We start from the raw sequence: 21,704 nt of genomic DNA on the forward strand, positions 1-21,704 counted from the left end.
GAGCAGCGCGAGGCCCGCCAGTCGTTCGGGCGCACGCGCTGCTCAGCACGGCTTGCACCGCCGACAGCGAAGAGACGAAGGCTGGGCGCCAGATCGCGATCGAGCAGGCGCGCACCGATTTCCCGGCCCTCGCCGACCGCCTTGCTCGCGCCATGCTCTCGCGCAGCAGTCGCGCCGATGCCGCGCTGCTCGCCGACACCCACGCGATGATCCTGCGCTGCGGCGCCGACCGCTTTGCCGAACAGCAGGCGGCGACCGCGACGCGCGTCGATCGCTGCGACCTGCTGCCGCGCCTTGCGGTACCTGCGACGATCCTCGCCGGAGCGCAGGATGCGATCGTCGCGCCCGATCGCTCGCGCGAAATGGCGGAGGTCATTCCCGATGCTACGCTCGCGATGGTCCCCGAATGCGGCCATGTCCCGCAGCGCGAGGCCCCCGATGTCACGCGCGCGATGCTGCTGCGCTGGCGTGAAAGGATGACCCCGTGAAACCCGCCTCCGCACGCCTCGATCCTGCCAGCTACCCGCTGCACAAGCTGGTCCCGATCCGTTTTTCCGACGTCGACATGTTCCGCCACCTCAACAACGTTGCGACGGGGCAATTCTACGAGGAGGCGCGCTTCGAACTGCTCGCCGAGGCGCGCGTGCAGGTTGCCAAGGACGACAGCCCCGCGCTGGTGGTCGCCAATGTCGACACCGCGTTCCTCGGACAGGCGCGCTATCCGGGCACGATCGACGTTGCGACCGGCATCGTCGGTATCGGCGAGCGCTCGCTGGTCATCGGACAGGGGCTGTTCGTGGGCGGCCATTGCATCGGATGCGCCGATACCGTCGTCGTTGCGACCGGTCACGCCGGCCGGATTGCCCTCCCGGCGCCGATCGGCGCCTATCTGTCGCGCCTGCTGTTGCCGACCGGAGCGTCCTGACCTCACCGCTCCCATTTTTGCTGATGTCCCGACACCGGCGCCCGCGATACTCTCCTTGTCAAAATCACAAGAGGAGGATGCGATGGACCTGGGTCTCAAAGGCAAGAAGGTGATCATGAATGGCGGTGCCCATGGCCTGGGACTCGCGTCGCTCAAGATTTTCGCCGCCGAGGGCGCCGATGTCGCATTCTTCTCGCGCGATGCAGAAAAGGTGGCGGCGGCGGTGACTGCGATCGACGCCGCCGGGCCGGGCAAGGTGTTCGGCGAACAGTTCGACATGACCGGCAATCCCGATGGCTATCGCGCCTGGCTGGAAAAGGCGCGCGATGCGCTCGGCGGCTGCGACATCTTCATCCACACCGCGAGCTCGTCGGGGCAGGGCGCGACGGGCGACTGGCAGCGCGGGCTCGACATGGACGTGATGGGCGCGGTGCACGGGGTCGAGACGCTGACCGAGGCGCTCGCGGCATCGGGGTCGGGCTCCATCATCTTCATGTCGTCGACCGCGGCGGTTGAGACCTTCATCGTGCCGCAGGCGTTCAACGCGCTGAAGGCCGCGCTGATCACATACGGCTCGCAGCTGAGCCAAGCGCTCGCTGCGCAGAATATCCGCGTCAACATCGTATCGCCCGGCGCCATCTATTATCCGGGCGGCAATTGGGAAGTCATCAAATCGGCTGTCCCCGCGCTTTACGACGCGACGCTCGCGCAGATGCCGATGGGCCGTTTCGGCGAGGCCGAGGAAGTGGCAAAGGGCATCGTCTTCATGGCATCCCCCGCCTGTCCGTACATGACCGGCGCGCATCTCGTCATCGACGGCGGCTTCACCAAGCGCGTCCAGTTCTAAGGGCGTATGCGATGAAGCTTTACCAATCGCTCGGCCCCAATCCGCGCGTGGTGCTGATGTACCTCGCCGAGACCGGTGTCGCTGTCGAACGCCACTTCGTCGACATCATGGCGGCCGAGAACCGCCAGCCCAATTTCTGCGCGAAGAGTCCGCTCGGGCACACGCCCTTGCTCGAACTCGACGACGGCAGCTGCATCGCCGAGAGCATCGCGATCTGCGAATATCTCGACGAGACGCAGACCGCGCACGCCTTGCTCGGGGCAAGCGCCGAAGAGCGCGGGCGGACGCGAATGCTGGTGCGGATCGTCGACCAGCTCGTCGTCGTGCCGATGACCGCAGGCTTTCGCGGCGCCGAGGGGCTGCCGATGTTCCAGAGCCGGTTGCTCTGCCTGCCCGATGCGGCGGCCGACCTGAAACGGCTGGCCGCCGACGGGCTGGCGCAAGTCGACCGGATCGTCGGTGCAGGGCCGTGGCTCGCGGGCGACCGCTTCAGCCTGGCCGACATCCTGCTTTATAGCTTCGTCGAGTTCGGCGCGATGGTCGGCCAGCCGCTCGATCCCGTACTGACGAACCTTGCCGCCTGGCGCGACCGCGTCGCCGCCCGACCTAGCGCGCCCGCCAGCGCCAACCCCAAACTGGGCATCGGAGAGCCTGCATGACCGATACGACGATCGACCGCGACAAGCTGCGCGATATCTACACCCGCACGATGCGTGTGGCGCGGGCCGACGAGAAATTCCGCTCGCTGCTGATGACCGGCAAACTCGCGGTGATCTATTACACCGTGCGCGGGCAGGAACTGGTGTCGGCGGCGGCAATGGCGGCGCTCGAGCCCAGCGATTATCTCGTTACCACCTATCGCGGCCAGCACGACCAGATCGCCAAGGGCGTGCCGCTCAATCCGCTGTTCGCCGAAATTGCCGGCAAGGTCGGCGGCACCTGCCGCGGCAAGGGCGGATCGATGCACATCACCCATCCCGAGACCGGGGTGATGGTTACGACCGGCGTCGTCGGATCGGGGCTGCCGATCGCCAACGGCCTTGCGCTCGCATCGCAGAACCGCGGCGACGGCAAGGTGACGATGGTCTGCTTCGGCGACGGCGCAACCAATATCGGTGCGTTCCATGAGGCGATGAACATGGCACAGCTGTGGAAGCTGCCGGTGATCTTCCTCTGCCAGAACAACCGTTACGGCGAGCACACCGCCTTCGCCGACCACACCAAGGTCGATTCGATCGTCACCCGCGCCAAGGCCTATGGGATGGCCGGCGTGCATGTCGACGGGAACGACGCGATCGCGATGTACAACACCACCAAAGCCGCCGTCGACCGCGCCCGCGCGGGCGAGGGGCCGACGCTGATCGAGGCGATGTGCTACCGCATGATGGGGCATTTCTTCGGCTCGGACTTCTCCTACATGCCGAAGGAACATCTGGCCGAGATGGCGGCGGAGGATCCGTTGCCACGCCTCCGCCAGCTGATGCTCGACCATCAATTCACCGAGGCCGAGCTCGACGCGATCGTCGCCGATCTCGACGTGCAGATGGACGCCGCCGCCGAATATGCCGCGAACAGCCCGCTGCCGGGGCCCGAGGAAATCCGCAAGGATGTCTTCGAAGAGGAGATTGCGGCATGAGCCAGATCACGATGACGCAGGCGCTCAACCGCGCGATCGACGAAGCGATGGCCGAGGACGAAGGCGTGATCCTGCTCGGTGAGGATGTCGCCGCGAAGCAGGGCGGCGGGGTGTTCAAGATCTCGTCGGGGCTGACCGAGAAATATGGCGAGCAGCGCATCCGCGCGACGCCGATTTCGGAGCAGGCGATCGTCGGCGCGTGCGTCGGCGCGGCGCTCGCGGGCTTCCGCCCGATCGCCGAAATCATGCTGATGAACTTCGTCACCGTCGCGATGGACCAGATCGTCAACCATGCCGCGAAGCTGCGCTTCATGTCGGGCGGGCAGACCAATGTCCCGCTCGTGATCCGCACGACGACGGGCGTCGGGGTCGGCTTCGGAGGCCAGCATTCGGATATGCTCGAGGCCTGGTTTGCGCATGTGCCGGGGCTGAAGATCGTGACCCCGTCGAACGCCGCCGACGCACAGGGGCTGATGCGCGCGGCGATCGCGTGCAACGACCCGGTGATCTTCATCGAGAATATCCTTTGTTATGGGCTGAAATCCGACGACCCGGGGCCGGGACATATCGTCCCGCTCGGCAAGGCGGCGGTCGCGCGCGCGGGCAGCGATTGCACGATTGTCACCTATGGCCGCACCGTTCTCGACGCGCTCGAAGTCGCTGGTAAGCTGGCCGACGAGGGCATTTCGGTCGAGGTGATCGATCTTCGCACTATCGCGCCGTACGACGAGGCGACGGTGACGGCGTCGGTCGAAAAGACCGGCCGCGCGGTCGTGCTGCACGAGGCGGTGAAGCAATATGGCACCGGCGCCGAGATCGCCTCGCGCCTCAATGAGAAGCTCTTCGGCAAGCTGAAAGCCCCGGTGACGCGCATCGGCGGCGCCTTCTCGGCCGTGCCGATGGCGAATGCGCTCGAACAGGCGTGGATCCCGAACAAGGATGCCATCGCCGATGCGATCCGCGCCGCCATGAACTGGAAGGGCTGAGGCGATGGCGGAGGAATTGCGCATCCCGAAGATCGGCATGTCGGCGACCGAAATGACGCTGAACGAATGGATGGTCGGCGACGGTGAACGCGTCGAGGTCGGCGATATCATCTATACGGTCGAGACCGACAAGACGACGGTCGAGATCGAGGCGCAGGTCGCGGGCACGATCCGCCCGACCGGCGTCGAGGGCGAGGTCTATCCGGTCGGTGCGCTCGTCGGCACGATCGAATGACGCCGCTCGAAGCCAGCAAGGCGATGTACGCCGCAGTCGCGCGCGGCGAGTGGGATACCGTCGCGGAATTCATGTCAGACGATCTCGTCATCCACGAGCCGACCTCGCTGCCCTACGGCGGCGAATGGCGCGGGCGCGATGCGCTGCAGAAACTCTACGCACATGTCATGGGCTATTGGGAAGACCCGGTGGTCAGATGGATGGAACTGGTCGGCGGCGATAAATATGCCGTCGCCTTGCTCCATTTCACCGTGACCGCGAAATCGAGCGGCAAGCGCTTCGAGACGCATATCGCCGAGGTCACCGAATTCGACGACGCGGGCAAGATGGCGTCGATGCGCATCCATTATTTCGACACCGCGCATATGGTCGAACAATTGAAGGCATAACAGATGAACCAAGCGCCGCACGTCATCGTCCTCGGCACCGGCGGCGCGGGCTTCACCGCCGCAATCTCGGCGCATGAAGCCGGGGCGCGGGTCTCGCTGTTCGAAAAGGGCGAGCAGGTCGGCGGGACGACCGCCTGGTCGGGCGGGATGATCTGGATCCCGAACAATCATCATGAAGCCACACTCGGCGTCGAGGACAGCCGTGCCAAGGCGTTGACCTACCTCATGTCGATGTCGCATGGGCTGATGCAGCAGCATCTGGTCGAGGCCTTTCTCGACCATGGGCCAGAGATGGTGGCGTTTCTCGAGGCCAACACGCCGGTGCAGTTCCGGCCTATCCCCGAATTTCCCGACTATCACGCCGAGTTCCCGGGCGGGATGCCTAACGGCGGGCGCTCGCTCGACTGTCCGCTCTATTCCTTCCACGAGCTCGGCGAATGGGCGGACAAGGTGACCAAATCGCCCTATTATCCGTCGCCGCATTTCTCGATCTACGACACGCCGCTCGGACAGGCGAAGCCGCAGCCGCTGGCGTCCGAAGAGTTGCAGCGCCGCATCGACGGCGATCTGCGCGGCAGCGGGCAGGCGCTGGTCGGGCGCTTGCTGCGCGCATGTCTCGATCGCGGGATTGAACCTCAGACGGGGCATAGGGCGGCGCGGTTGCTGATGGATGGCGAGCGCGTGGCAGGCGTGATGTTCGAAACCGCCGATGGCGAAGTCGAGGTTGCGGCCGACGCGGTAGTGCTCGCGACCGGCGGGTTCGAATGGGACGCCGATCTGCTCCGCGCCTTCATTCGCGGCCCGCTAACGCACCCGCTCAGCCCGAAGACGAACACCGGCGACGGGCTCAAGATGGCGATGCGCGTCGGCGCGATGCTCGGCAATATGCGCGAGGCGTGGTGGATGCCGGTCGCCGAGGTGCCTGAGAGCGATTGTTCGATGAGCAAGACGCTCGTCGCGGGGCAGCGTAGCCTGCCGCACTCGATCATGGTCAACCGCGCCGGCAAACGCTTCACCAACGAGGCGGCGAATTACAATGCGATCGGCGCGGCGTTCCACGATCAGGACGTCAGCGCGTTCGATTATGCCAACCTGCCGTGCTGGCTGATTTTCGACCAGCAATATATCGACCGCTTCGGCTTCGGGATGATCAGCGGCGAACGCGGCGTCGCGCCGCCGCAATGGGCGATGCGCGCCGAAAGCCTGCCCGAACTGGCGAGACGGCTCGGGATCGATGCCGACGCGCTGGGCGCGACGGTCGAGCGCTTCAACGCGCATTGTGCGACCGGGCGCGATCCCGATTTCGGCCGCGGCGATGCCGCGCACGACCAATGGTGGGGCGATCCCGATGGGCGCGGTTCGACCGCGGCGACATTGGGCCCGATCGGGCAAGGGCCTTTCTTCGCGATCGAGATCAAGAGCGGCGCGCTCGGCACCAAGGGCGGGCCGCAGACCGACGCGAACGCGCAGGTGCTCAGCGTCGACGGCGGGCTGATCGCGGGGCTTTATGCGGCGGGCAATGTCATGGCCTCGGCGATGGGCATGACTTACGGCGGCCCCGGCGGGACGATCGCGCCGGGGATGGTGTTCGGTTTTCTCGCGGGGCGCCATGCCGCGACGGTTTCGGCGAAGCAGCTGGAGGGTGCGGCATGAAGAAAGTTCTCGTCCTCGGCGCGCCCGCCGATCAGGGGATTCCGTTGCTCACCGCGTTGAAGGCGCGCGGGCTGGAGCCGGCCGCCGGCGTGCGGCGGCCGGGTGCGATGGCGATGACGGCACATCCCTATGTCCCCGAGGTCGCGGCCGATCTGTACGATGTCGCGAGCCTGACCGCGGCCTTTGTGGGACAGGATGCGCTCACGATGCACCTGCCGTTCGAATTCGACCGCGCGCGCGCGGCGACGATGGGGCGCAATATCGCCGAGGCGGCGCGGATCGCGGGACTGAAAAAGATTGTCTTCAACACCAGTTGTTTTGTCGCCGATCGCGACCTCGACTTGTCGGCACACGATGGACGTCGCGATATCGAACGCGCGATCCACGATAGCGGCGTGCCCTATGTCGTCATCGAGCCGATGGTGTTCATGGACAATATCACCCGCATCTGGTCGCGCCCTGCGATCGTCAACAGCGGGGTGTTCGCTTACCCGGCGGCCGAGACGCTGAAGATCAGCTGGGTCTGCCTGGAAGATGTTGCCGCCTATATGGTCTCGGCCTTGCTGCACGAGGATCTGATCGCCGACCGGATCGCGGTGGGTGGGCCGGAGGCGCTGGTCGGGGCCGAAGTGGCCGAGCGGTTGAGCGTCGCGATCGGCAAGCCGGTGCGTTTCCAGAGCCTGTCGCCCGATGAATTCGCCGCGCGGATGAGTGAACTCGTCACCGGCTCGCGCGAGGTGCAACCCGCGAGCATCTATGACGGGATGGCGAAATTCTATCGCTGGTATAACGATCAGCCCGTTTCGCCCGTCGCGCTCGACGCGATACCCGCGGCGCGGCTGCTGGGGGTGACGCCGACATCGTTTTCGGAATGGGCGAAGCGGCAGGACTGGAGCTAGGCGGCGAACCAGCGCTGCGTTGCCGCGAGCAGCGCACGGGCGCGGTCGGCCGGATCGGGGTGGTTTTCGCGGAGCGCTGCGCTGCGCAGTTCGATACTGAGTGATGTTTCCTGCGGTAACGCGTCGAGCAGTTCTGCCAACGGCAATGCCCCCTCTCCCGGCATCAGGCGCAGATCGAGCGCTTCGCGGATGATTTCCGGAATGTCGCTCGGCGGGGGGCCGCTGGCCGGCGCATCGCAGAATTGAGCATAGGGGAAGCGCTGCGGATCGACCGCGTCGAGGTCGGTGGGCGAACCGCCGGTCCGCGCAAGATGCAGTGGGTCGATCAGCAGGCCCAGATTGTCGCAATCGGCGGCATCGACAAGATTGATAGCGCGCTCCAAGCTGCCGACCGTAGTGAAGGCCGCGAACTCCAGACATGCGCGCAGGCCCGCGGCTGCCGCATGATCGCCGAGTCGGTTCAGCTTCGCCGCCGCGCGTCCGCTATCATCCTCCGAACTCACGATCAGTACATTGCGCGCGCCGATCGCAGCGCCCGCATCGATCGCGGCGAAATGTGCCGGATCGTCGGCACCGGGTTTCAGCCAGATCACTTCGATATCGAGGATCGCCAGCCCGGCGTCAGCGGCGCGATCGCGCACCGCGGCCGTCGTCGCGGTCGTCCAGGTTTCGGGATCGTACCAGATGCCGGTCGCCCGCCAGCCACCCTCAATCGCCGCGGCGACCGTCTGCTCGGGCGAAAATTCGGGCAGCACCCCCGCCGCCAGCGACAGCAGGGGCGCCGTGCGCCCCATCAGCCGGGCAGCTCACCGTCGATATATTTGCTCAGCGTCCGGTGGAAATGCCGGATGCGGCTTTCCTGATAATGGCCGAGTTCGATCACGCCGTTGGGCGAGGATTTCATCCCCTCCTGCACATAGGGCAGATTTTCCATATCCTGGTCGAAGACCCCGGCAAGCGCGGCGCCGATCAGATGGCTGGCGCTGGCGAAGGGTTGGTCGTCGGGGATCAGATGCATCGGCGCCGACTTGGGCGGCTTTTCGCCCTTCGGCGTGCGCATCAGGATGCGGACTTCCATCAGGCTGTGGTCGGTGTCGCCCCACGGGCGCCAGCGATAGACGATGTTCGGCACCAGCCCGCCCCACGGCGCCCAGTTGGGGAAGACGTTATAGGTGAAATTGTCGAGCATCTCGCTGTCGGTGGCCTGCGAATAATCATGCCCGTTCATCGCCGTAAAGGCGTCGCGGTTCGCTTGCGCGAGCACCTTGCGCGCGAGCATCGGATCGTCGGCATCGAAGCCCTTCAGGTCGGCGGGGTCGCCCGTCGCGCGGCGCGCGCGGCTGTCGCCGCCGCCGATGAACTCCTCGAGCGTTTTCAGAACATAGAATTGATCCTTCCCCTTGATGTGCGGCGACATCGCGCCCGCGGGCGTGATCGCGCGATTGAGGAAATCGCCGTAAAGGTCGTAGCGCGTGTTGGCATCGGCGGTGAAGCCCAGGATTTGCGGATGGGTGACGATGCTGTGCCACGCCTCCATGAACGCTTCGGCGACCGCCTTCCAGTTCGCGGGGATGACGCGGCCGACCCACGCGGCGGTATGGCATTCGTCGAGCCGCCAATTGTCATAATGTTCGACGCCGGGGCCGACCCAGTCGCGGAAGCCCGGCAGGTCGTGATTCTCGGTGACGAGCAGGAAGCCCTGCCAGCTCTCGACCTTCAGCTCGGGCAGGCTCATGTCCTTGTCTTCGAGATGCTTGAAGTCCCACGCGCAGGGCGCTTCCTTGAAGCGGCCGTCATGGTGCCAGGAAAAGCCGTGGAAGGGGCAGCGCAGGTTCACCGCGGGCCCGCTCTCGGTGCGCAGCTTGCGGCCGCGGTGGAGGCAGACGTTGTAGAAGGCCTTTACCGACAGATCCTTCTGACGAACGAGCAGGATGCTCTTTTCGTTGATGTCATAAACGACGGTGTCGCCGGGGTTCGGCATATCCTCTTCGCGCGCGGCGAATTGCCAGATGTTCGGCCACATTTTTTCGCGCTCGAGCTTCGCCCAATCCTCGCTGACATAACGCTCGATCGCGATCGGTCCGTCGCCAAGCTCTTGGTTGGATTCGGCGAACAGATAGTCGGGAACGCGCCGCGTGTCGGCGTTGAGCATGTCGGTATAGCTGGTGCCCGGGCAGCGATCGTCGCGGTTCTGGTCCTGGGGAGGCGAAAGGTCGTTCATCGATAAACTCCGAAGGGTCAGGCGATCTGGTCGAGCGGCATCTTGCACGCGGCAGCGATCGAGCGGTGGACGCCGTGCAGCGCCGGCTCGTTCGCGCCGAGCACGACGTGGAAGTCGGCGGGCGCGGTCGCGAGGTTCGCATAACCGTTGCTGGCGACGCGATAATCCTCGGTCTGCACGACGGTGGCGGTCATGTCGTAAGCCATCTCGCACATCTTGCGATGCTCCTCGCTCTCGACCCCGAAGGGTGCATAGACGGCGAACTGGCAGACCGTCTTGCCCGCCCCATCGGGGAACAGGCGGAAAAGCTGCGTAAAATAGACACCGGGGGTTACCGCGCCGAAAAAGACGACCGTGTTCGGGAACAGGAAATGGACCCCGCCATAATCGGTCTCGGGCCATTCGCTCTCGTCCTTGCCGACGAGGTTGCCGATCGACAGGTCGGGAAAGCTCACCCGGTGGTGGCGGCCGATCGGCTCATAGACGTTGCGGTCGCTGTAATGGGTGCCGCCGATCGTCGAGGCGTGGAGCATCTTGAAATGATAGCTCTCGCCATAGGTGTCGAGCGCGAACTTCCAGTTGGAATCGGCGGTGAGGATGCCCTTTTTCACCGGCTCGGCGCGGTGGAGCTCTAGCTGCGCGAGGACGGGGCCGAAGTCGCCGAGATGCGCCGCGGCATCGATCGGTTCGCCATCGGGATTGGCGCGCACGAAGATCAGGCCGAGATGCTCGGCGCAGGGGAGTTCGATCAGGTTGCGGGCGCCGATCTCGCAATTGGCGAAACCTTCCTTGCCCGGCTGGCCGACGAGCTGGCCCGCGGGATCGAAGGTCCAGGCATGGAAGGGGCAGACGAGCCGCGGGCGCGGGCCACTCCACGGTTCCTTTTCCTCGACCAGCTTGGCGCCGCGATGGGTGCACATGTTCAGGAAAGCGCGCGCGACGCCGTCCTTGCCGCGGGTGACGAGGATCGACGGGCCGACCGAGTCGAAGACGAGCGTGTCGCCGGTTTTCGGGATATCGCCGGAGAGGCCCGCGACGATCGGCTCATTGCGAAAGATATGCTCCATCTCGGCGGCGTGGCGCGCCCCGCCCATATAGATGGATTTGTGCAGAGGCAGCGGGCCCTCGGCGCGGTCGGTACGATTTTCGGTGACGATTTCGACCAGCTTGCGCAGCCCGGTGCGCGCGTTGCGCTTGCGGACAGCGAACCAGTCCTGCGGTGCGATCTTCGGATCGGACTCGGCCATGGCATTCCCTCACATTTTGCCCAGTATGACTCCGGGTCTCGGCTAGCTTATCGCACAAAGCCCGGCGCTTGTGCGCTATCGCTTTTGAGGGGAGAGACAGATGCCCGCACCCGGATCGCTCGCGTCGCTTGGCGACATCATGCAGCTGGCGTTCGTGCCTTCGGACTTTGACGCGGCGGTGAAGCATTGGACCGAAGTGATGGGCGCGGGCCCCTTCTTCCTCCTGCCGAATATGTCGCTCCCCGGCGGTCGCTATCGCGGCGAGGCGACCGACCCGGTCTTCACGATGGCGCTCGGCTATTGGGGCGATATGCAGATCGAACTGATCCGGCCCGAGAATGACGCGAAGTCGCTCTATCGCGGCGAATATGCGGTGGGTGAGGGGCTGCACCATATCTGCGTACTGGTCGATTCAATCGCCGAGGCGCGGGCGCACTGTGCGGCGGTAGGTGCGGAGATAATCTTCGAGGCGCCGGTCGGCGACGCCGGTGGCGTGATATACGCCGATCCCGGCACCGGGCCGGGAACGCTGGTTGAGCTGCTGGAGCCGCAAGCGGGAACGCGCGAATTGTTCGCGATGATGCGCGACGCGGCGAAGGGCTGGGATGGCAGCGAGCCGCTGCGGTCATTGGGGTGATACTCCCCTCCCGCGGGCGGGAGGGGTAGCAATCAGCTGTTCGCGCCGAGATACCCCAGCTGGCCGGCCTTGAAGATCGTCTGCGCGCGGTTGACCGAGTTAAGTTTCTCGCCCGCGCGGTGGACATGATAGCGGACCGTCGCGTGGCTCAGCGAGATGATCATGCCGATCTCGCGGTCGGTCTTGCCGATCGCCGCCCAGCGCAGGCATTCGACCTCGCGCTTCGACAATTCGCAGTCCGACGGAATGCGCCGCTTGGTCCGCATCGCCGCTGTGTAGCCCGAAATGAAACGCCGCGTCGCGAGCGCAAGCGTATCGCCGATCTCGGCAAACATGTCCGAAAGGTCGGTGAGCGTCGGGTCGGACGGCTGATAGCTGTTCGCCGAAATCTGTCCGAAGGGCAGGTGCACCGGAACGACGATCGCCGCCTTGTAGCGCTCATGCGCCGAAAAATAGCGCGAGAGGTCGATGTCGTCGAGATAGGGGTTCGGCTGCGCGGTGCGGAAACCGTCGCCGTTGCACCAGAAGGGCTCGCTCTCGTAGCGGCACGAACGCGGCAACGGCGAGTGGAGCGCCAGCCTGTGGTCTTCCCACCAGCGTTCGCCGTCGCCTAGCCAGCCAAAAAGGTCGGCGGCAAGCACCGCGCCGTCGGCATCGACCATCGTTTCCTTGGACGCGATATCGTCGCACAAAGCGGCGCGCAGTCCATAAGCGGCTGCATAGTCGCGAAGCGCCTCCGCAGCCCGGTGGATATCCTCCACGCAGCGGATCGTGACCGCATCGACGAGCGTCCTTGCATCCATTGGAGGTGCGAACCCGTCGACCGGCAGCTTTTCTGCCTGTTCTCCCATGGCGGGGACTATTTCATAGTGGCTGGCAAGTCGCAATGCAGGAGTCATAAGCGGAGCACCGTCTTTGCTATGATGTTCTTCTGAACCTCGCTCGAACCGCCGAATACGGTCCAGGCACGACTGTTGAGATAGCGGGCGGCGGCAACCTGCGCGTCCTCGTCGCCGACCGGCGCGGGCGCTTCATTGCCGTAGAGCGGCCGGATGGTGGGCAGTTGCAGCCCGTCATAGCCATGCAGGTCCATCGCCAGCCCGTCGATCCGTTGGTGGATTTCGGACGAGAGCAGTTTGACGAGCGAGGTCTGCGGTCCGGCGGGGCGGCCCTTGGCGATGTCCGCGAGGATGCGGAGTTCGGTGGTCTCAAGCGCCTCGGCCTCGAGCCGCAGCTTGGCAATGCGCGTCGCGATCTGGATGTCGCCGCCGAGCGGGCCATTGTGCCCGCTCGGCGCGACCCCCGCGAGTTGCTCGAGATGATCGATCGCGCGGATCAGGCGCGGCGCGTGGAACGACCCGCCGCGTTCATTCTCGAGCAGGAATTTGGCGATTGTCCAGCCTTGTCCTTCTTCGCCGATCCGGTTGTCGACCGACGTGCGCGCGGCGTCGAGGAATACCTGGTTGACCTCATGGTCGCCGGCCATGGTGATGATCGGCGTGACGGTGACGCCGGGCTGCTCCATTGGAATGAGCAGGAAGCTGATCCCTGCCTGTTTCTTCACCTCGCCGTCGGTGCGGACGAGGCAGAAGATCCAGTTGGCGTGGTGGGCGTGGGTGGTCCAGATCTTGGTGCCGTCGACGACATAGTCATCGCCGTCGCGCCGCGCGCGGGTGCGGAGCGAGGCGAGGTCGGAGCCGCTTTGCGGTTCGGAATAGCCCTGGCACCAATAGTCGGTGCCGGCGCGGATCGCGGGCAGGAAGCGATCCTTCTGCTCCTGCGTGCCAAAGGCGCAGATCACGGGTCCGACGAGGCGGAGGCCCAGCACCGACAGCGCCGGGGCGCCCGCGACCGCGCATTCCTTTTCGAAGATATAGCGCTGCATCGGCGTCCAGCCGGTGCCGCCGCAATCCTCGGGCCAGTGATAGGCGACCCAGCCCTTGTCGTTGAGGATCCGGTGCCAGACGAGGCCGATATCGGGTTCGACGAAGACCCCTGGCGTGCGTTTGGCGCCGTCGCGGACATAATCGGGGAGCGAGGTGCGGAGGAAGTCGCGCACCTCCTCGCGAAATTCCAGTTCGTCCTTGGTAAGATCCAGATCCATATTTCTTCTAGCGTTCGAGGATCGCCACCGCCGACAGGCCGGGCGCTCCATAGACATGGGAATAACCGACTTTGGGGTCGTTCGGCACCTGTCGATCGCCGCCGCGACCGCGTAGTTGCACCGTGTTTTCGTAAACCTGGCGGAGGCCCGAGGCGCCGATCGGTTCGCCGCAGGCGAGGCAGCCGCCGTCGGTGTTGATCGGCAGCTTGCCGCCGATCTCGCTCCACCCTTCGGCGAACCATTGTTCCTGCTCGCCGTCGGCGCAGAAGCCGTTTTCGGCCATATGCATGATCTCGGCGCCGCTTTCGGTGTCCTGCAATTGTGCGACCGAGACGTCCTCGGGCCCGATGCCCGCCATTTCGAAGGCGGCCTTGCTGGCAATCTGGGTCGGCTTGCCGCCGCCGCCCACGTTGATCGACGGCGCGAACACCTCGAACGATCCTTCGGGGCGGGTGCGGAAGGCGACACTGGCGATCCGCACCGCGTCGGAGCCGAGTTCGCGGACCTTCTTGCCGCTTGCGAGGATCAGCGCGACGGCGCCCTCGGCGGGCGAGCAGAACATATATTTGGTCAGCGGATCGTTGACCATCGGTGCGTTGAGGATGGTGTCGAGATCGACCGGCGAACGCCGCCAGGCGTGGTCACACAGCGTGCCGTTCCGAAATGCCTTTTCGGCAACGAGGCCGAGGGTGCGGCGGCTGATCCCGTGGAGTGCCATATAGCGCTGGATCTTGAGCGCGAAGAACTGCGTCGTCAGCATCAGGCCCGTCTCGCCATACCATAAGGGCAGGCCGTAATCGGAGGGTTTGGCGTTGAAGGCGCCGCGCGGATGCTTGTCGAAGCCGACCGCGAGCGCGATGTCGCAGGCGCCCGCCGCAATGGCGTTGCGCGCGGCGGTGAGCGCGCTGCCGCCCGTGGCACAGCCGTTGGCGACATTGATGAAGGGCACGCTGGTCAGCCCGAGTTCGTTGACCATGATGTCGGCCGATCCCGCCGCCGCCGAGCCGCCATAAGCGAATTCGACGTCGCTCCATGCAACACCCGCGTCGCCTAGCGCCTGCTGGACGGCGAATACGCCCTGATCGCGGCCCGAGCGACCGTCGGTGCGGCCGAAGGGGTGGATGCCGGCGCCGATGATGTAGACGTCGTCGTTCATGCTGAGCGCTCCGGGCGGAATGCATAGGTAGATCGCGTGTCGTCGAAGGGGACGACGGCGAAGGTCATTGGCATGCCGATGACCATGTCGGCGGCGGTCGCATCGACGATGCGTGTCTCGACGATTACTTCGCCGGGCAGTTCGACATAACCGACGAGGAAAGGCTGGAAGGGTTGCGGGCCGCTGTATGGCTCTTTCGGTTCGAAGCCTTGCGTCGTCCACGACCAGAGCGTGCCCTTGCGCGACAGCGCGACGGGCTCGACCAGCGCGGCGGCGTCGCCGTCGGGGACCGGAAAGATGATCTCGCCATTGGCGCGGCGTCCGCCGATCAACCGGGGTTCGGCCTCGTCGGTCCACAGGCCGGGGGCGATAGGGGCGAGCACGCTCATGCCGCCCTCGCATAGCTGCGCAGACAATGATCCTGGTCGCCGAAGAGCTTGTCGAGCAGCATCACGCGCTTCAGCGCATGGCCGATTGCCAGTTCGTCGGTCTGGCCCATGCCACCGTGCATCTGCACCGCTTCGAGCCCGATCTTTGTCGCGGCCTCACCGACGAAGGCCTTGGCGCCTGCGGCTATCCGCGGCCAGTGGGCATCGTCGGTCGTGGGATCGAGCATCGCGGTGCGCAGCACCATCGAGCGCGCCTGTTCGAGCGCGGCATAGCATTCGACGAGGCGGTGCTGGAGCGCCTGGAAACTACCGATCGCGGCGCCGAACTGCTGGCGCTCGCCGACATAGGCGAGCGTATCGTCGAACATCGTCTGGGCGAGGCCGAGCATCTCGGCGGCGGCGAGCAGCCGGACATCGCCGATGGCGCGGTCGAAGGCGGCGCGCGGCAGGTTGAGGATCTCGGCGGGCGCGCGGTGCAGGTCGATGGTTGCCGCGTTCGATCCGTCTATGACCGGATAATCCTGCCGCACGACGCCAGCGGCGTCGCTCGCAATCTTCGCGAGCTTGCCGCCGGCCAGCGTCACGAGCAGCGTATCGGCGAGCGGCGCACCGAGAACGAAGGTCTTGGCGCCGGCGACCTGGTCGCCGTCCGCCTTGGTCCCGGCGGCATCGGTCTCGTAGCGGCGGCCGGGTTCGGCAAAGGCGACCGAAGCGAAGCACTCGCCCGCGAGCAGCTCGCCGACCAGCGCTGCATCGCCCGCTGCCGCGGCGAGGCGGATCGGCAGCACGCCATTTTCGAGCCATGGGTCGATTGCGAGCCCCTTGCCGAGCGCTTCGGCGACAAGCGCGAGATCGACCATCGTTCCGCCCATGCCGCCCATCGCTTCGGGCGCGGCAAAGGCGATCAGTCCGAGGTCGGCGAGTTGCCGCCAGCGGTCGCGCGAATAGCCGCCTGCCTGCCTGCGTGTCGCATGGCGCGCCGCAACGTCGACCGGGCCGAGGAAGCGGGCAATCGAGTCGCGGGCCATGACCTGGCCTTCGTCGAGGTCGAAATTCATGCGCGGCGCTCGAAAGTGATGGGAAGGGTGGTGAGCCCGCGCAGCAGCATGTTCGGCGGCCAGCTTGGCTGGTGCCCGTCGGCGACGCGGAAGCGGGTCAGGCGGCGCAGCAATTCGGTATAGGCGACCGCCATTTCCTTGCGGCTCAGCATGTTGCCGACGCACATATGGATGCCCTTGCCGAAGGCGAGATGGCTGCGCGCATTGGCGCGTTCCATGTCGAAGCGATCGGGGTCGGGATATTTGGCGGGGTCGCGGTTCGCTGCGGCGTAGCGCAGTTGCACCATTGCGCCCTTGGGGATCGCGACGCCGCCGAGTTCGCTATCCTTGAGCACCATGCGCCACATGCCTGCGGTCGGGCTTTCGGTGCGCAGCACTTCCTCGACGAGGTTGAGGATCGCGCGTTCATTGCCTTCGTCGACCGCCGTGACGGCCTTCGCCATCTGGTCGGGATTCTCGATCAGCTGGAGCAATCCGCCGGCGAGCGCCGAGGTCGTCGTCTCGTTCCCGGCGACCATCAGCTGCTGCATGATCGAGAGGATCTCGGCATCCTCGAGCGGGCGCTCGCCATCGACCTCGGCATAGACGAGGTCGGAGAGCAGGTCCTCGGTGCGGTGGGCGCGGCGTTCGTCGATCTTCGCTTTCACGAAATGCTGGAATTCGACGACCTCGCGCGCGCATTCGAGCTCGCGCTCCTTGGGGATCATCCGCCCGAGCCGATCGACGAAGGCATCGGACCAGCGCTTGACCTTGCCCAGATCGTCCTTGGTCATGCCGATCTGGCTTGCGATCATCGCGACGGGCAGGGGAATGCCGAAATCGCGGACGAAATCGGCTTCGCCTTTCGCCGCCATATTCTCGATCAGGTCGATCACGACGCCGCGCATATCCTCTTCGATCGCAGCGACGCGCTTCATCGAGAAGGCGAGATTGACGAGTTTGCGGAAGCGGGTGTGGGTTGGCGGGTCGGCGGTCAGCAATGTGTCGACCTGCGGCCAGCCCTCGGCAAGGATCGCCGAGACGTCGCCATCCTCGGCCATCGCGCCCGAAAGCGTGCCCTGGAAATTGTTCGAGAAGGTCTCGACGTCGCCCGTCGCTTGGCTGCACAATTCATAGGAGAGGACGAGGAACATGCCCGGCGACAATTGCACGACCGGGCTTTTGGGCATCCAGGCGCGATAATAGTCGAACGGGTCGGCTATGACCTGCGGTTCGAAAAAACTGCTTGCGGCGATATCGTTCACGCGCCTCTTCCCTCGATCTTCTCTTTATACGCCCGACTATATGCAGCGGCTCCCACCGCGCGATGCACATTTTCGTTAGGCGGCTGCGACGTGCGCGAGGGTATTGGCGAGGAGGCGGCGGAGGTTCGGATCGGCATAGGCCGCGGGTCCGTCGCCGGGCTGGAGATAGACCAGACGGCCGGCACCGACGGGTTTCTCCCAAGCGATCAGGTCGCTTTCGGGGCAATGATCCCAGCCGTCATTGCTGAACATCGTTCCCGCGACCGCCTGCGCCGCCGAATAGAAATTGTCGCGGACGAAGGCGTGATCGGCGCGGAGCAGGGGCTTTGCGGCGCCCCAGACCGGCACGAGATAAAGTTCGTCGCAGAGCGGGAAGCGGGGTGGGAGGCCTGCCGTCACCGGATGGTCGGGATCGAGCACGACCGCGTCGTAACGCACGTTGTGGCGGTAGCCCGAGTCGAGATGCGTCTCGCCATGCGCTTCGCCGGGCTCGTAGAGGAAGCGTCCGCCCAGCATGTCGGCCCACTCGGGCCATTCGGCCCAACCGGCGATTGCGTGGTGCATCGCGATTGCCCCGCCGCCGCGCGCGAAATAGTCGGCGATCGCTCGGCGGTAGGTGAAGGACGGGGGCCGTGTTGTCGCCTTGCCACCCTCGAAGCGGTAGCCGGGCATGTCGTAGAAGAGGATCGCGTCGGCATTTTTCGCCGCCCCCTCCGCGACGGCGACTTCGGCGTCGGGGTGGATCAGGTGCGTGACTGTCCAGCCGGCGAAGCTCGCGAGCAGGTCGGCGAAGGGTTCTGCTTCGTAAGGATGGCCGCCCGACAGGACGAGAAGGCGGCGCGTCGCGCTCATGCGATCTTGAGGATCATCTTGCCTTGGTTGCTCCCGGCAAACAGCCGCATGAAGGCGTCGAAGCTGTTTTCGATGCCCTCGTCGACATGCTCGTCGGCGATCAGTCTGCCCTGTTGCAACCATGTCGCCATCTCGGCACCGCCCTCGGCGAAGCGCGCGATATAGTCGGCGACGAGCAGCCCGCGGATCGAGGCGCGGTGGACGATGAGCTGCCAGATGTTGCGCGCGCCGATCTTCTCCACGCTATTATATTCGCTGATCAGGCCGCACAGCCCGATGCGCGCGCCATGGCGCAGGTTGTTGAGCCCGGCGTCGAGGATGTCGCCGCCGACATTTTCGAAGATGATGTCGACGCCGCCCTCCGCCTCGGCGCGGATCGCGGCGGAGAGCGCCGCAAGATCCTTGCCGCGATAGTCGATCGCGGCGTCGAAGCCGTAGCGATCGATCAGCTTTGCGCATTTATCGGGCCCGCCCGCGATGCCGATGACCTTGCTCGCGCCCTTGATCTTCGCGATCTGGCCGACGAGCGAGCCGACCGCGCCCGCCGCGCCGGTGACGAGCACGACGTCGCCGGGTTTCGGCTCGCACACGTCGATATAGCCGAAATAGGCGGTCATCCCGACCGCGCCGAGCACCGAGAGATAGTTGGTCACCGATGGGACGAGGCTGGCGTCGATCGGCTGGGTGAAGCCGCCGACGGTGCCGACCGAATAATCCTCGATCCCGTTGAGCCCCATCACCCATTGGCCCGGGGCGAAACCCTCGGCCTTGCTCGCCTCGACGATGCCGACGGTCGAAGCGCGCACGGGATCGCCGAGCGAGATCGGAGGCATATAGCTAGGCGCATCGTCCATCCAGCCGCGGATCGCGGGGTCGAGCGAGGCATAATGGTTGCGGATCAGAAATTGCCCGTCGGCAAGCTCGGGCGTCGGTTCGGTGACGAGCGAGAAATCCGCCTGCACGGGCTCGCCATTGGGGCGGCGGGTCAGCAGGAAGCGGCGATTGTCAGGCATGAAAACTCCTCAGGCGGGGACGATGGAAACCGGGATCGCGCTCTGCAGCGACTGGCCGGTGATGGGGTCGTAGGACACGCTCTCGCTGACGAGGCGGTTGGTCGACGCGCCATGCTCGTGGACGCCGTCGGGGCCGATGTCGGGGCCGCCGAAGGCATGCGCCATCGACACGACGCCGGGGCGCATATTCTCCGCCGCGCGCGCGACCGCGACGACTTCGCCGACCGCCGAGCGGATGCGCACGGTGTCGCCGTCGGCGCAGGGGACGCGCGCGAGATCGTCGGGATGCAGAAAGGCGGGGTTGGTCGTGCGCTTGGCGCGCAGCGCGGGCAGATTCTGTCCGGTCGAATTGAAACGGTGGCGGCTGCGGCGCGAGACCATGCGCCAGGGGAAGTCGGGTGTCGGCTGATCGGCGCCGCCATAGGCGATGAGCTGGTCGGGCATCATGCCCGCCGTCAGGTCGAAACGGCCGAGCGCATCGGGATCGCCCGCCTCGACCACCGGGTGGAGATCGGCATAGATCACCGCCTTGCCGTCGACCGTGTCGCGGCGCACCTTGCTCGGCGCGACCGAGCAGCCCGCGACCATCAGGTCGAGGAAAGCTTCTTTCGTGGGGCGTTCGTCCATTGGGCAGGCGCCGCCCGCGAGCGGCAGGCCGGTGCCGAGGCGGTGGGCAAGCTCCCAGAGCATTTCCCACTCCTCGAGCAGCCCGTCGGGCGCTTCGATCATCGCCTCGGTATAGCGGGCGTAGGGGATTTCGTACCACCATTCGGAAAGATTGCTGATGTCCTCGCGCTCGAGGCACATCTTGGGCGCGAGGATGTAATCGGCGCGCTTGGCGGTCGCGGACTCGGCGTTGACGTCGACGCAGACGAGCAGGTCGAGGCCATCGATCGCGCGGGTCATCTTGTCCTGATCGGGGAAGGCGACCACCGGATTGCCCCCAATCACGATCAGCGCGCGGACCTGTCCTTCGCCGGGGGTCAGCATCTCGTCGGCGAGCACGTTGCAGGGCATTTCCATGCCGAGATGCGTGAGGCCGCGAATGCGCGAAGCGGGAAAGCCATCGCCATAGAGCGCCATCGGCGGCGCGACCTGTGCGCGGCGCGGAGTGACTGGGGTGAAGACGCGCGGGATCGAGCTCAATTCGCCCTCGCGGCAGAAACGCCCGCAGATGATGTTGAGCGACGAGACGAGATATTGGGTGAGCGTGCCGTTGCCCGCCATCTCGGGGCCCGTGCCAGTCGAGACGACGCCCTTGGTGCCGTTCGCGAACATCCGCGCCGCGGCGACGAGCTGGCTTTCCTCGACCCCCGCGCGCGCGGCAGCGACGTCGGGGGTGAAGCCCGCGACGGCGCGCTGCAGCTCGTCGAGGCCATCGACATGGCGCTGGACGAAGGCCTTGTCGTAGAGTCCCTCGGTCAGGATGACGTTGACGATCCCGGCGAGCAGCGCGGGGTCTTCGCCGGGCCGGACGGGCAGGTGGATATGCGCGAGCGCCGCGACGTCGCTCTGGCGCGGGTCGGCGACGATCAGCTTCAGCCCGGCTTCGAGCGCGTCGCGCAGGCGGCGGGAGGGAGAGAAGGGCGGCAGGCCGCCGGGCGGGCCATAATGCGAGACGATCGGATTGTTGCCGATGAAGAACGCGACGTCGGCGTCGGCAAAAGTGTGCATACCGCCCATCCAGCTGCCGTAGCGCATCGTCGTATAGACTTTCGCGGGCTGGTCGAGCGTCACCGAGGTGTAGATGTTGCGCGTGCCCAGCCCCTGCGCGAAGGACATCGCGCTGCCGACCCCGGCGCTGTTCTGGAAGGCGTAGGTGCCGCCATAGATGGCGACCGCGTGCGGGCCGTGTTCTGCGATGATGACCGAGAGCTTCGCGCCGATTTCGTCGAGCGCGGTGTCCATCGTGATGTCCGCGAACGCGCCACCGACGCGTTTCTGCGATACCGTCAACCGCTGCGGGCCGTTGTGCGCCTCGGCGAGCTGGCGGCCCTTGATGCAGGTGTAACCGCCGAACACCGGGTCGCTGGCGTCCCCCTGGACCTTGGTAACACGGCCCTCGTCGACGGTGACGAGCATCGCGCAATTGGCGTGGCAAAAGCGGCAGAAACTGCGGCGGACCTCGGGCATCTTTTCTCTCCCTGATCGCAACCTAGCCCGCGTTGCGGCCCAAGCGACTGGCACTTTTGGCGGTGGTTGCCCCGGCCGTG

At 65.8% G+C, this 21,704-nt stretch carries 23 protein-coding genes; 11 read left to right on the plus strand and 12 right to left on the minus strand.

Going from position 1 to position 21,704, the window contains the following annotated elements; genetic code table 11:
* The 10 genes from B1A78_RS22475 to B1A78_RS01560 all read left to right on the plus strand — a co-directional run.
* The coding region (locus B1A78_RS22475; RefSeq protein ID WP_077145282.1) for an alpha/beta fold hydrolase at positions 1 to 488 on the plus strand (488 nt) is incomplete at its 5' end.
* Entirely contained in the window at positions 485 to 925 is a 441-nt protein-coding gene (locus B1A78_RS01520; RefSeq protein ID WP_077145283.1) for a thioesterase family protein, read from the plus strand. The genes B1A78_RS22475 and B1A78_RS01520, both read left to right, overlap by 4 nt.
* Before the next feature lie 82 nt (positions 926 to 1,007).
* Positions 1,008 to 1,772 carry an SDR family NAD(P)-dependent oxidoreductase gene (locus B1A78_RS01525; RefSeq protein WP_077145284.1) on the plus strand — a complete coding sequence of 255 codons (765 nt, stop codon included), beginning with the start codon at positions 1,008 to 1,010 and terminating at the stop codon, positions 1,770 to 1,772.
* Between the two features lie 11 nt (positions 1,773 to 1,783).
* Complete coding sequence (locus B1A78_RS01530; RefSeq protein WP_077145285.1) at positions 1,784 to 2,431, plus strand: glutathione S-transferase family protein; 648 nt, start codon at positions 1,784 to 1,786, stop codon at positions 2,429 to 2,431.
* Entirely contained in the window at positions 2,428 to 3,408 is a 981-nt protein-coding gene (locus tag B1A78_RS01535; protein WP_077145286.1) for a thiamine pyrophosphate-dependent dehydrogenase E1 component subunit alpha, read from the plus strand. Before B1A78_RS01530 ends, B1A78_RS01535 begins: the two co-directional genes overlap by 4 nt.
* On the plus strand, positions 3,405 to 4,394 hold the full coding sequence (locus B1A78_RS01540; RefSeq protein WP_077145287.1) for an alpha-ketoacid dehydrogenase subunit beta: 990 nt from the start codon (positions 3,405 to 3,407) through the stop codon (positions 4,392 to 4,394). The genes B1A78_RS01535 and B1A78_RS01540 overlap by 4 nt, the downstream gene beginning before the upstream one ends.
* Positions 4,395 to 4,398: 4 nt before the next feature.
* Positions 4,399 to 4,629, plus strand: a complete 231-nt coding sequence (locus B1A78_RS01545) for a biotin/lipoyl-containing protein (protein WP_077145288.1) — start codon at positions 4,399 to 4,401, stop codon at positions 4,627 to 4,629.
* Entirely contained in the window at positions 4,626 to 5,018 is a 393-nt protein-coding gene (locus B1A78_RS01550) for a nuclear transport factor 2 family protein (RefSeq protein WP_077145289.1), read from the plus strand. Before B1A78_RS01545 ends, B1A78_RS01550 begins: the two co-directional genes overlap by 4 nt.
* 3 nt (positions 5,019 to 5,021) lie before the next feature.
* Positions 5,022 to 6,671: an FAD-dependent oxidoreductase gene (locus B1A78_RS01555; RefSeq protein WP_077145290.1), complete on the plus strand. Its 1,650-nt coding sequence runs from the start codon at positions 5,022 to 5,024 to the stop codon at positions 6,669 to 6,671.
* Positions 6,668 to 7,570, plus strand: a complete 903-nt coding sequence (locus B1A78_RS01560; RefSeq protein WP_077145291.1) for an SDR family oxidoreductase — start codon at positions 6,668 to 6,670, stop codon at positions 7,568 to 7,570. The genes B1A78_RS01555 and B1A78_RS01560 overlap by 4 nt, the downstream gene beginning before the upstream one ends.
* On the opposite strand, the gene B1A78_RS01565 is transcribed toward B1A78_RS01560, so the two are convergent.
* From B1A78_RS01565 to B1A78_RS01575, 3 genes are read right to left on the minus strand one after another with little or no spacing between them, the layout of a single operon-like run.
* Entirely contained in the window at positions 7,567 to 8,364 is a 798-nt protein-coding gene (locus B1A78_RS01565; RefSeq protein WP_077145292.1) for a sugar phosphate isomerase/epimerase, read from the minus strand. The two genes, B1A78_RS01560 and B1A78_RS01565, sit on opposite strands and share 4 nt — an antisense overlap.
* A complete protein-coding gene (locus B1A78_RS01570; protein ID WP_077145293.1) occupies positions 8,364 to 9,791 on the minus strand; it encodes an SRPBCC family protein in 1,428 nt (475 codons plus the stop codon). The genes B1A78_RS01565 and B1A78_RS01570 overlap by 1 nt, the downstream gene beginning before the upstream one ends.
* Positions 9,792 to 9,808: 17 nt before the next feature.
* Complete coding sequence (locus B1A78_RS01575) at positions 9,809 to 11,038, minus strand: aromatic ring-hydroxylating dioxygenase subunit alpha (RefSeq protein WP_077145294.1); 1,230 nt, start codon at positions 11,036 to 11,038, stop codon at positions 9,809 to 9,811.
* A 100-nt stretch (positions 11,039 to 11,138) separates the two neighbouring features.
* On the opposite strand from B1A78_RS01575, the gene B1A78_RS01580 reads away from it, so the two are divergent.
* The gene (locus B1A78_RS01580) at positions 11,139 to 11,675 is read left to right on the plus strand and encodes a VOC family protein (protein WP_077145295.1); all 537 of its coding nucleotides are present in this window, start codon (positions 11,139 to 11,141) and stop codon (positions 11,673 to 11,675) included.
* A 32-nt stretch (positions 11,676 to 11,707) separates the two neighbouring features.
* Here B1A78_RS01580 and B1A78_RS01585 read toward each other — a convergent pair whose 3' ends face one another.
* The 9 genes from B1A78_RS01585 to B1A78_RS01625 all read right to left on the minus strand — a co-directional run bounded on the left by B1A78_RS01585 (position 11,708) and on the right by B1A78_RS01625 (position 21,624).
* Positions 11,708 to 12,526 carry a helix-turn-helix transcriptional regulator gene (locus B1A78_RS01585; protein WP_256837391.1) on the minus strand — a complete coding sequence of 273 codons (819 nt, stop codon included), beginning with the start codon at positions 12,524 to 12,526 and terminating at the stop codon, positions 11,708 to 11,710.
* Between the two features lie 44 nt (positions 12,527 to 12,570).
* Positions 12,571 to 13,779, minus strand: coding sequence for an acyl-CoA dehydrogenase family protein (locus B1A78_RS01590; protein WP_077145297.1), 1,209 nt, complete (start codon positions 13,777 to 13,779; stop codon positions 12,571 to 12,573).
* A 7-nt stretch (positions 13,780 to 13,786) separates the two neighbouring features.
* Complete coding sequence (locus tag B1A78_RS01595; RefSeq protein ID WP_077145298.1) at positions 13,787 to 14,935, minus strand: thiolase family protein; 1,149 nt, start codon at positions 14,933 to 14,935, stop codon at positions 13,787 to 13,789.
* Complete coding sequence (locus B1A78_RS01600) at positions 14,932 to 15,324, minus strand: Zn-ribbon domain-containing OB-fold protein (RefSeq protein WP_077145299.1); 393 nt, start codon at positions 15,322 to 15,324, stop codon at positions 14,932 to 14,934. The genes B1A78_RS01595 and B1A78_RS01600 overlap by 4 nt, the downstream gene beginning before the upstream one ends.
* Complete coding sequence (locus B1A78_RS01605; RefSeq protein WP_077145300.1) at positions 15,321 to 16,382, minus strand: acyl-CoA dehydrogenase family protein; 1,062 nt, start codon at positions 16,380 to 16,382, stop codon at positions 15,321 to 15,323. Before B1A78_RS01605 ends, B1A78_RS01600 begins: the two co-directional genes overlap by 4 nt.
* A complete protein-coding gene (locus tag B1A78_RS01610) occupies positions 16,379 to 17,626 on the minus strand; it encodes a cytochrome P450 (protein ID WP_077145301.1) in 1,248 nt (415 codons plus the stop codon). The genes B1A78_RS01605 and B1A78_RS01610 overlap by 4 nt, the downstream gene beginning before the upstream one ends.
* A 75-nt stretch (positions 17,627 to 17,701) precedes the next feature.
* A complete protein-coding gene (locus B1A78_RS01615; protein WP_077145302.1) occupies positions 17,702 to 18,478 on the minus strand; it encodes a ThuA domain-containing protein in 777 nt (258 codons plus the stop codon).
* Entirely contained in the window at positions 18,475 to 19,491 is a 1,017-nt protein-coding gene (locus B1A78_RS01620) for an NADP-dependent oxidoreductase (protein ID WP_077145303.1), read from the minus strand. Before B1A78_RS01620 ends, B1A78_RS01615 begins: the two co-directional genes overlap by 4 nt.
* A gap of 9 nt (positions 19,492 to 19,500) precedes the next feature.
* Positions 19,501 to 21,624, minus strand: coding sequence for a molybdopterin-dependent oxidoreductase (locus tag B1A78_RS01625; RefSeq protein WP_077145304.1), 2,124 nt, complete (start codon positions 21,622 to 21,624; stop codon positions 19,501 to 19,503).
* Positions 21,625 to 21,704: the final 80 nt, after the last annotated feature.

The organism is Sphingopyxis sp. KK2 (assembly GCF_001990265.1).
GTDB lineage: Bacteria > Pseudomonadota > Alphaproteobacteria > Sphingomonadales > Sphingomonadaceae > Sphingopyxis.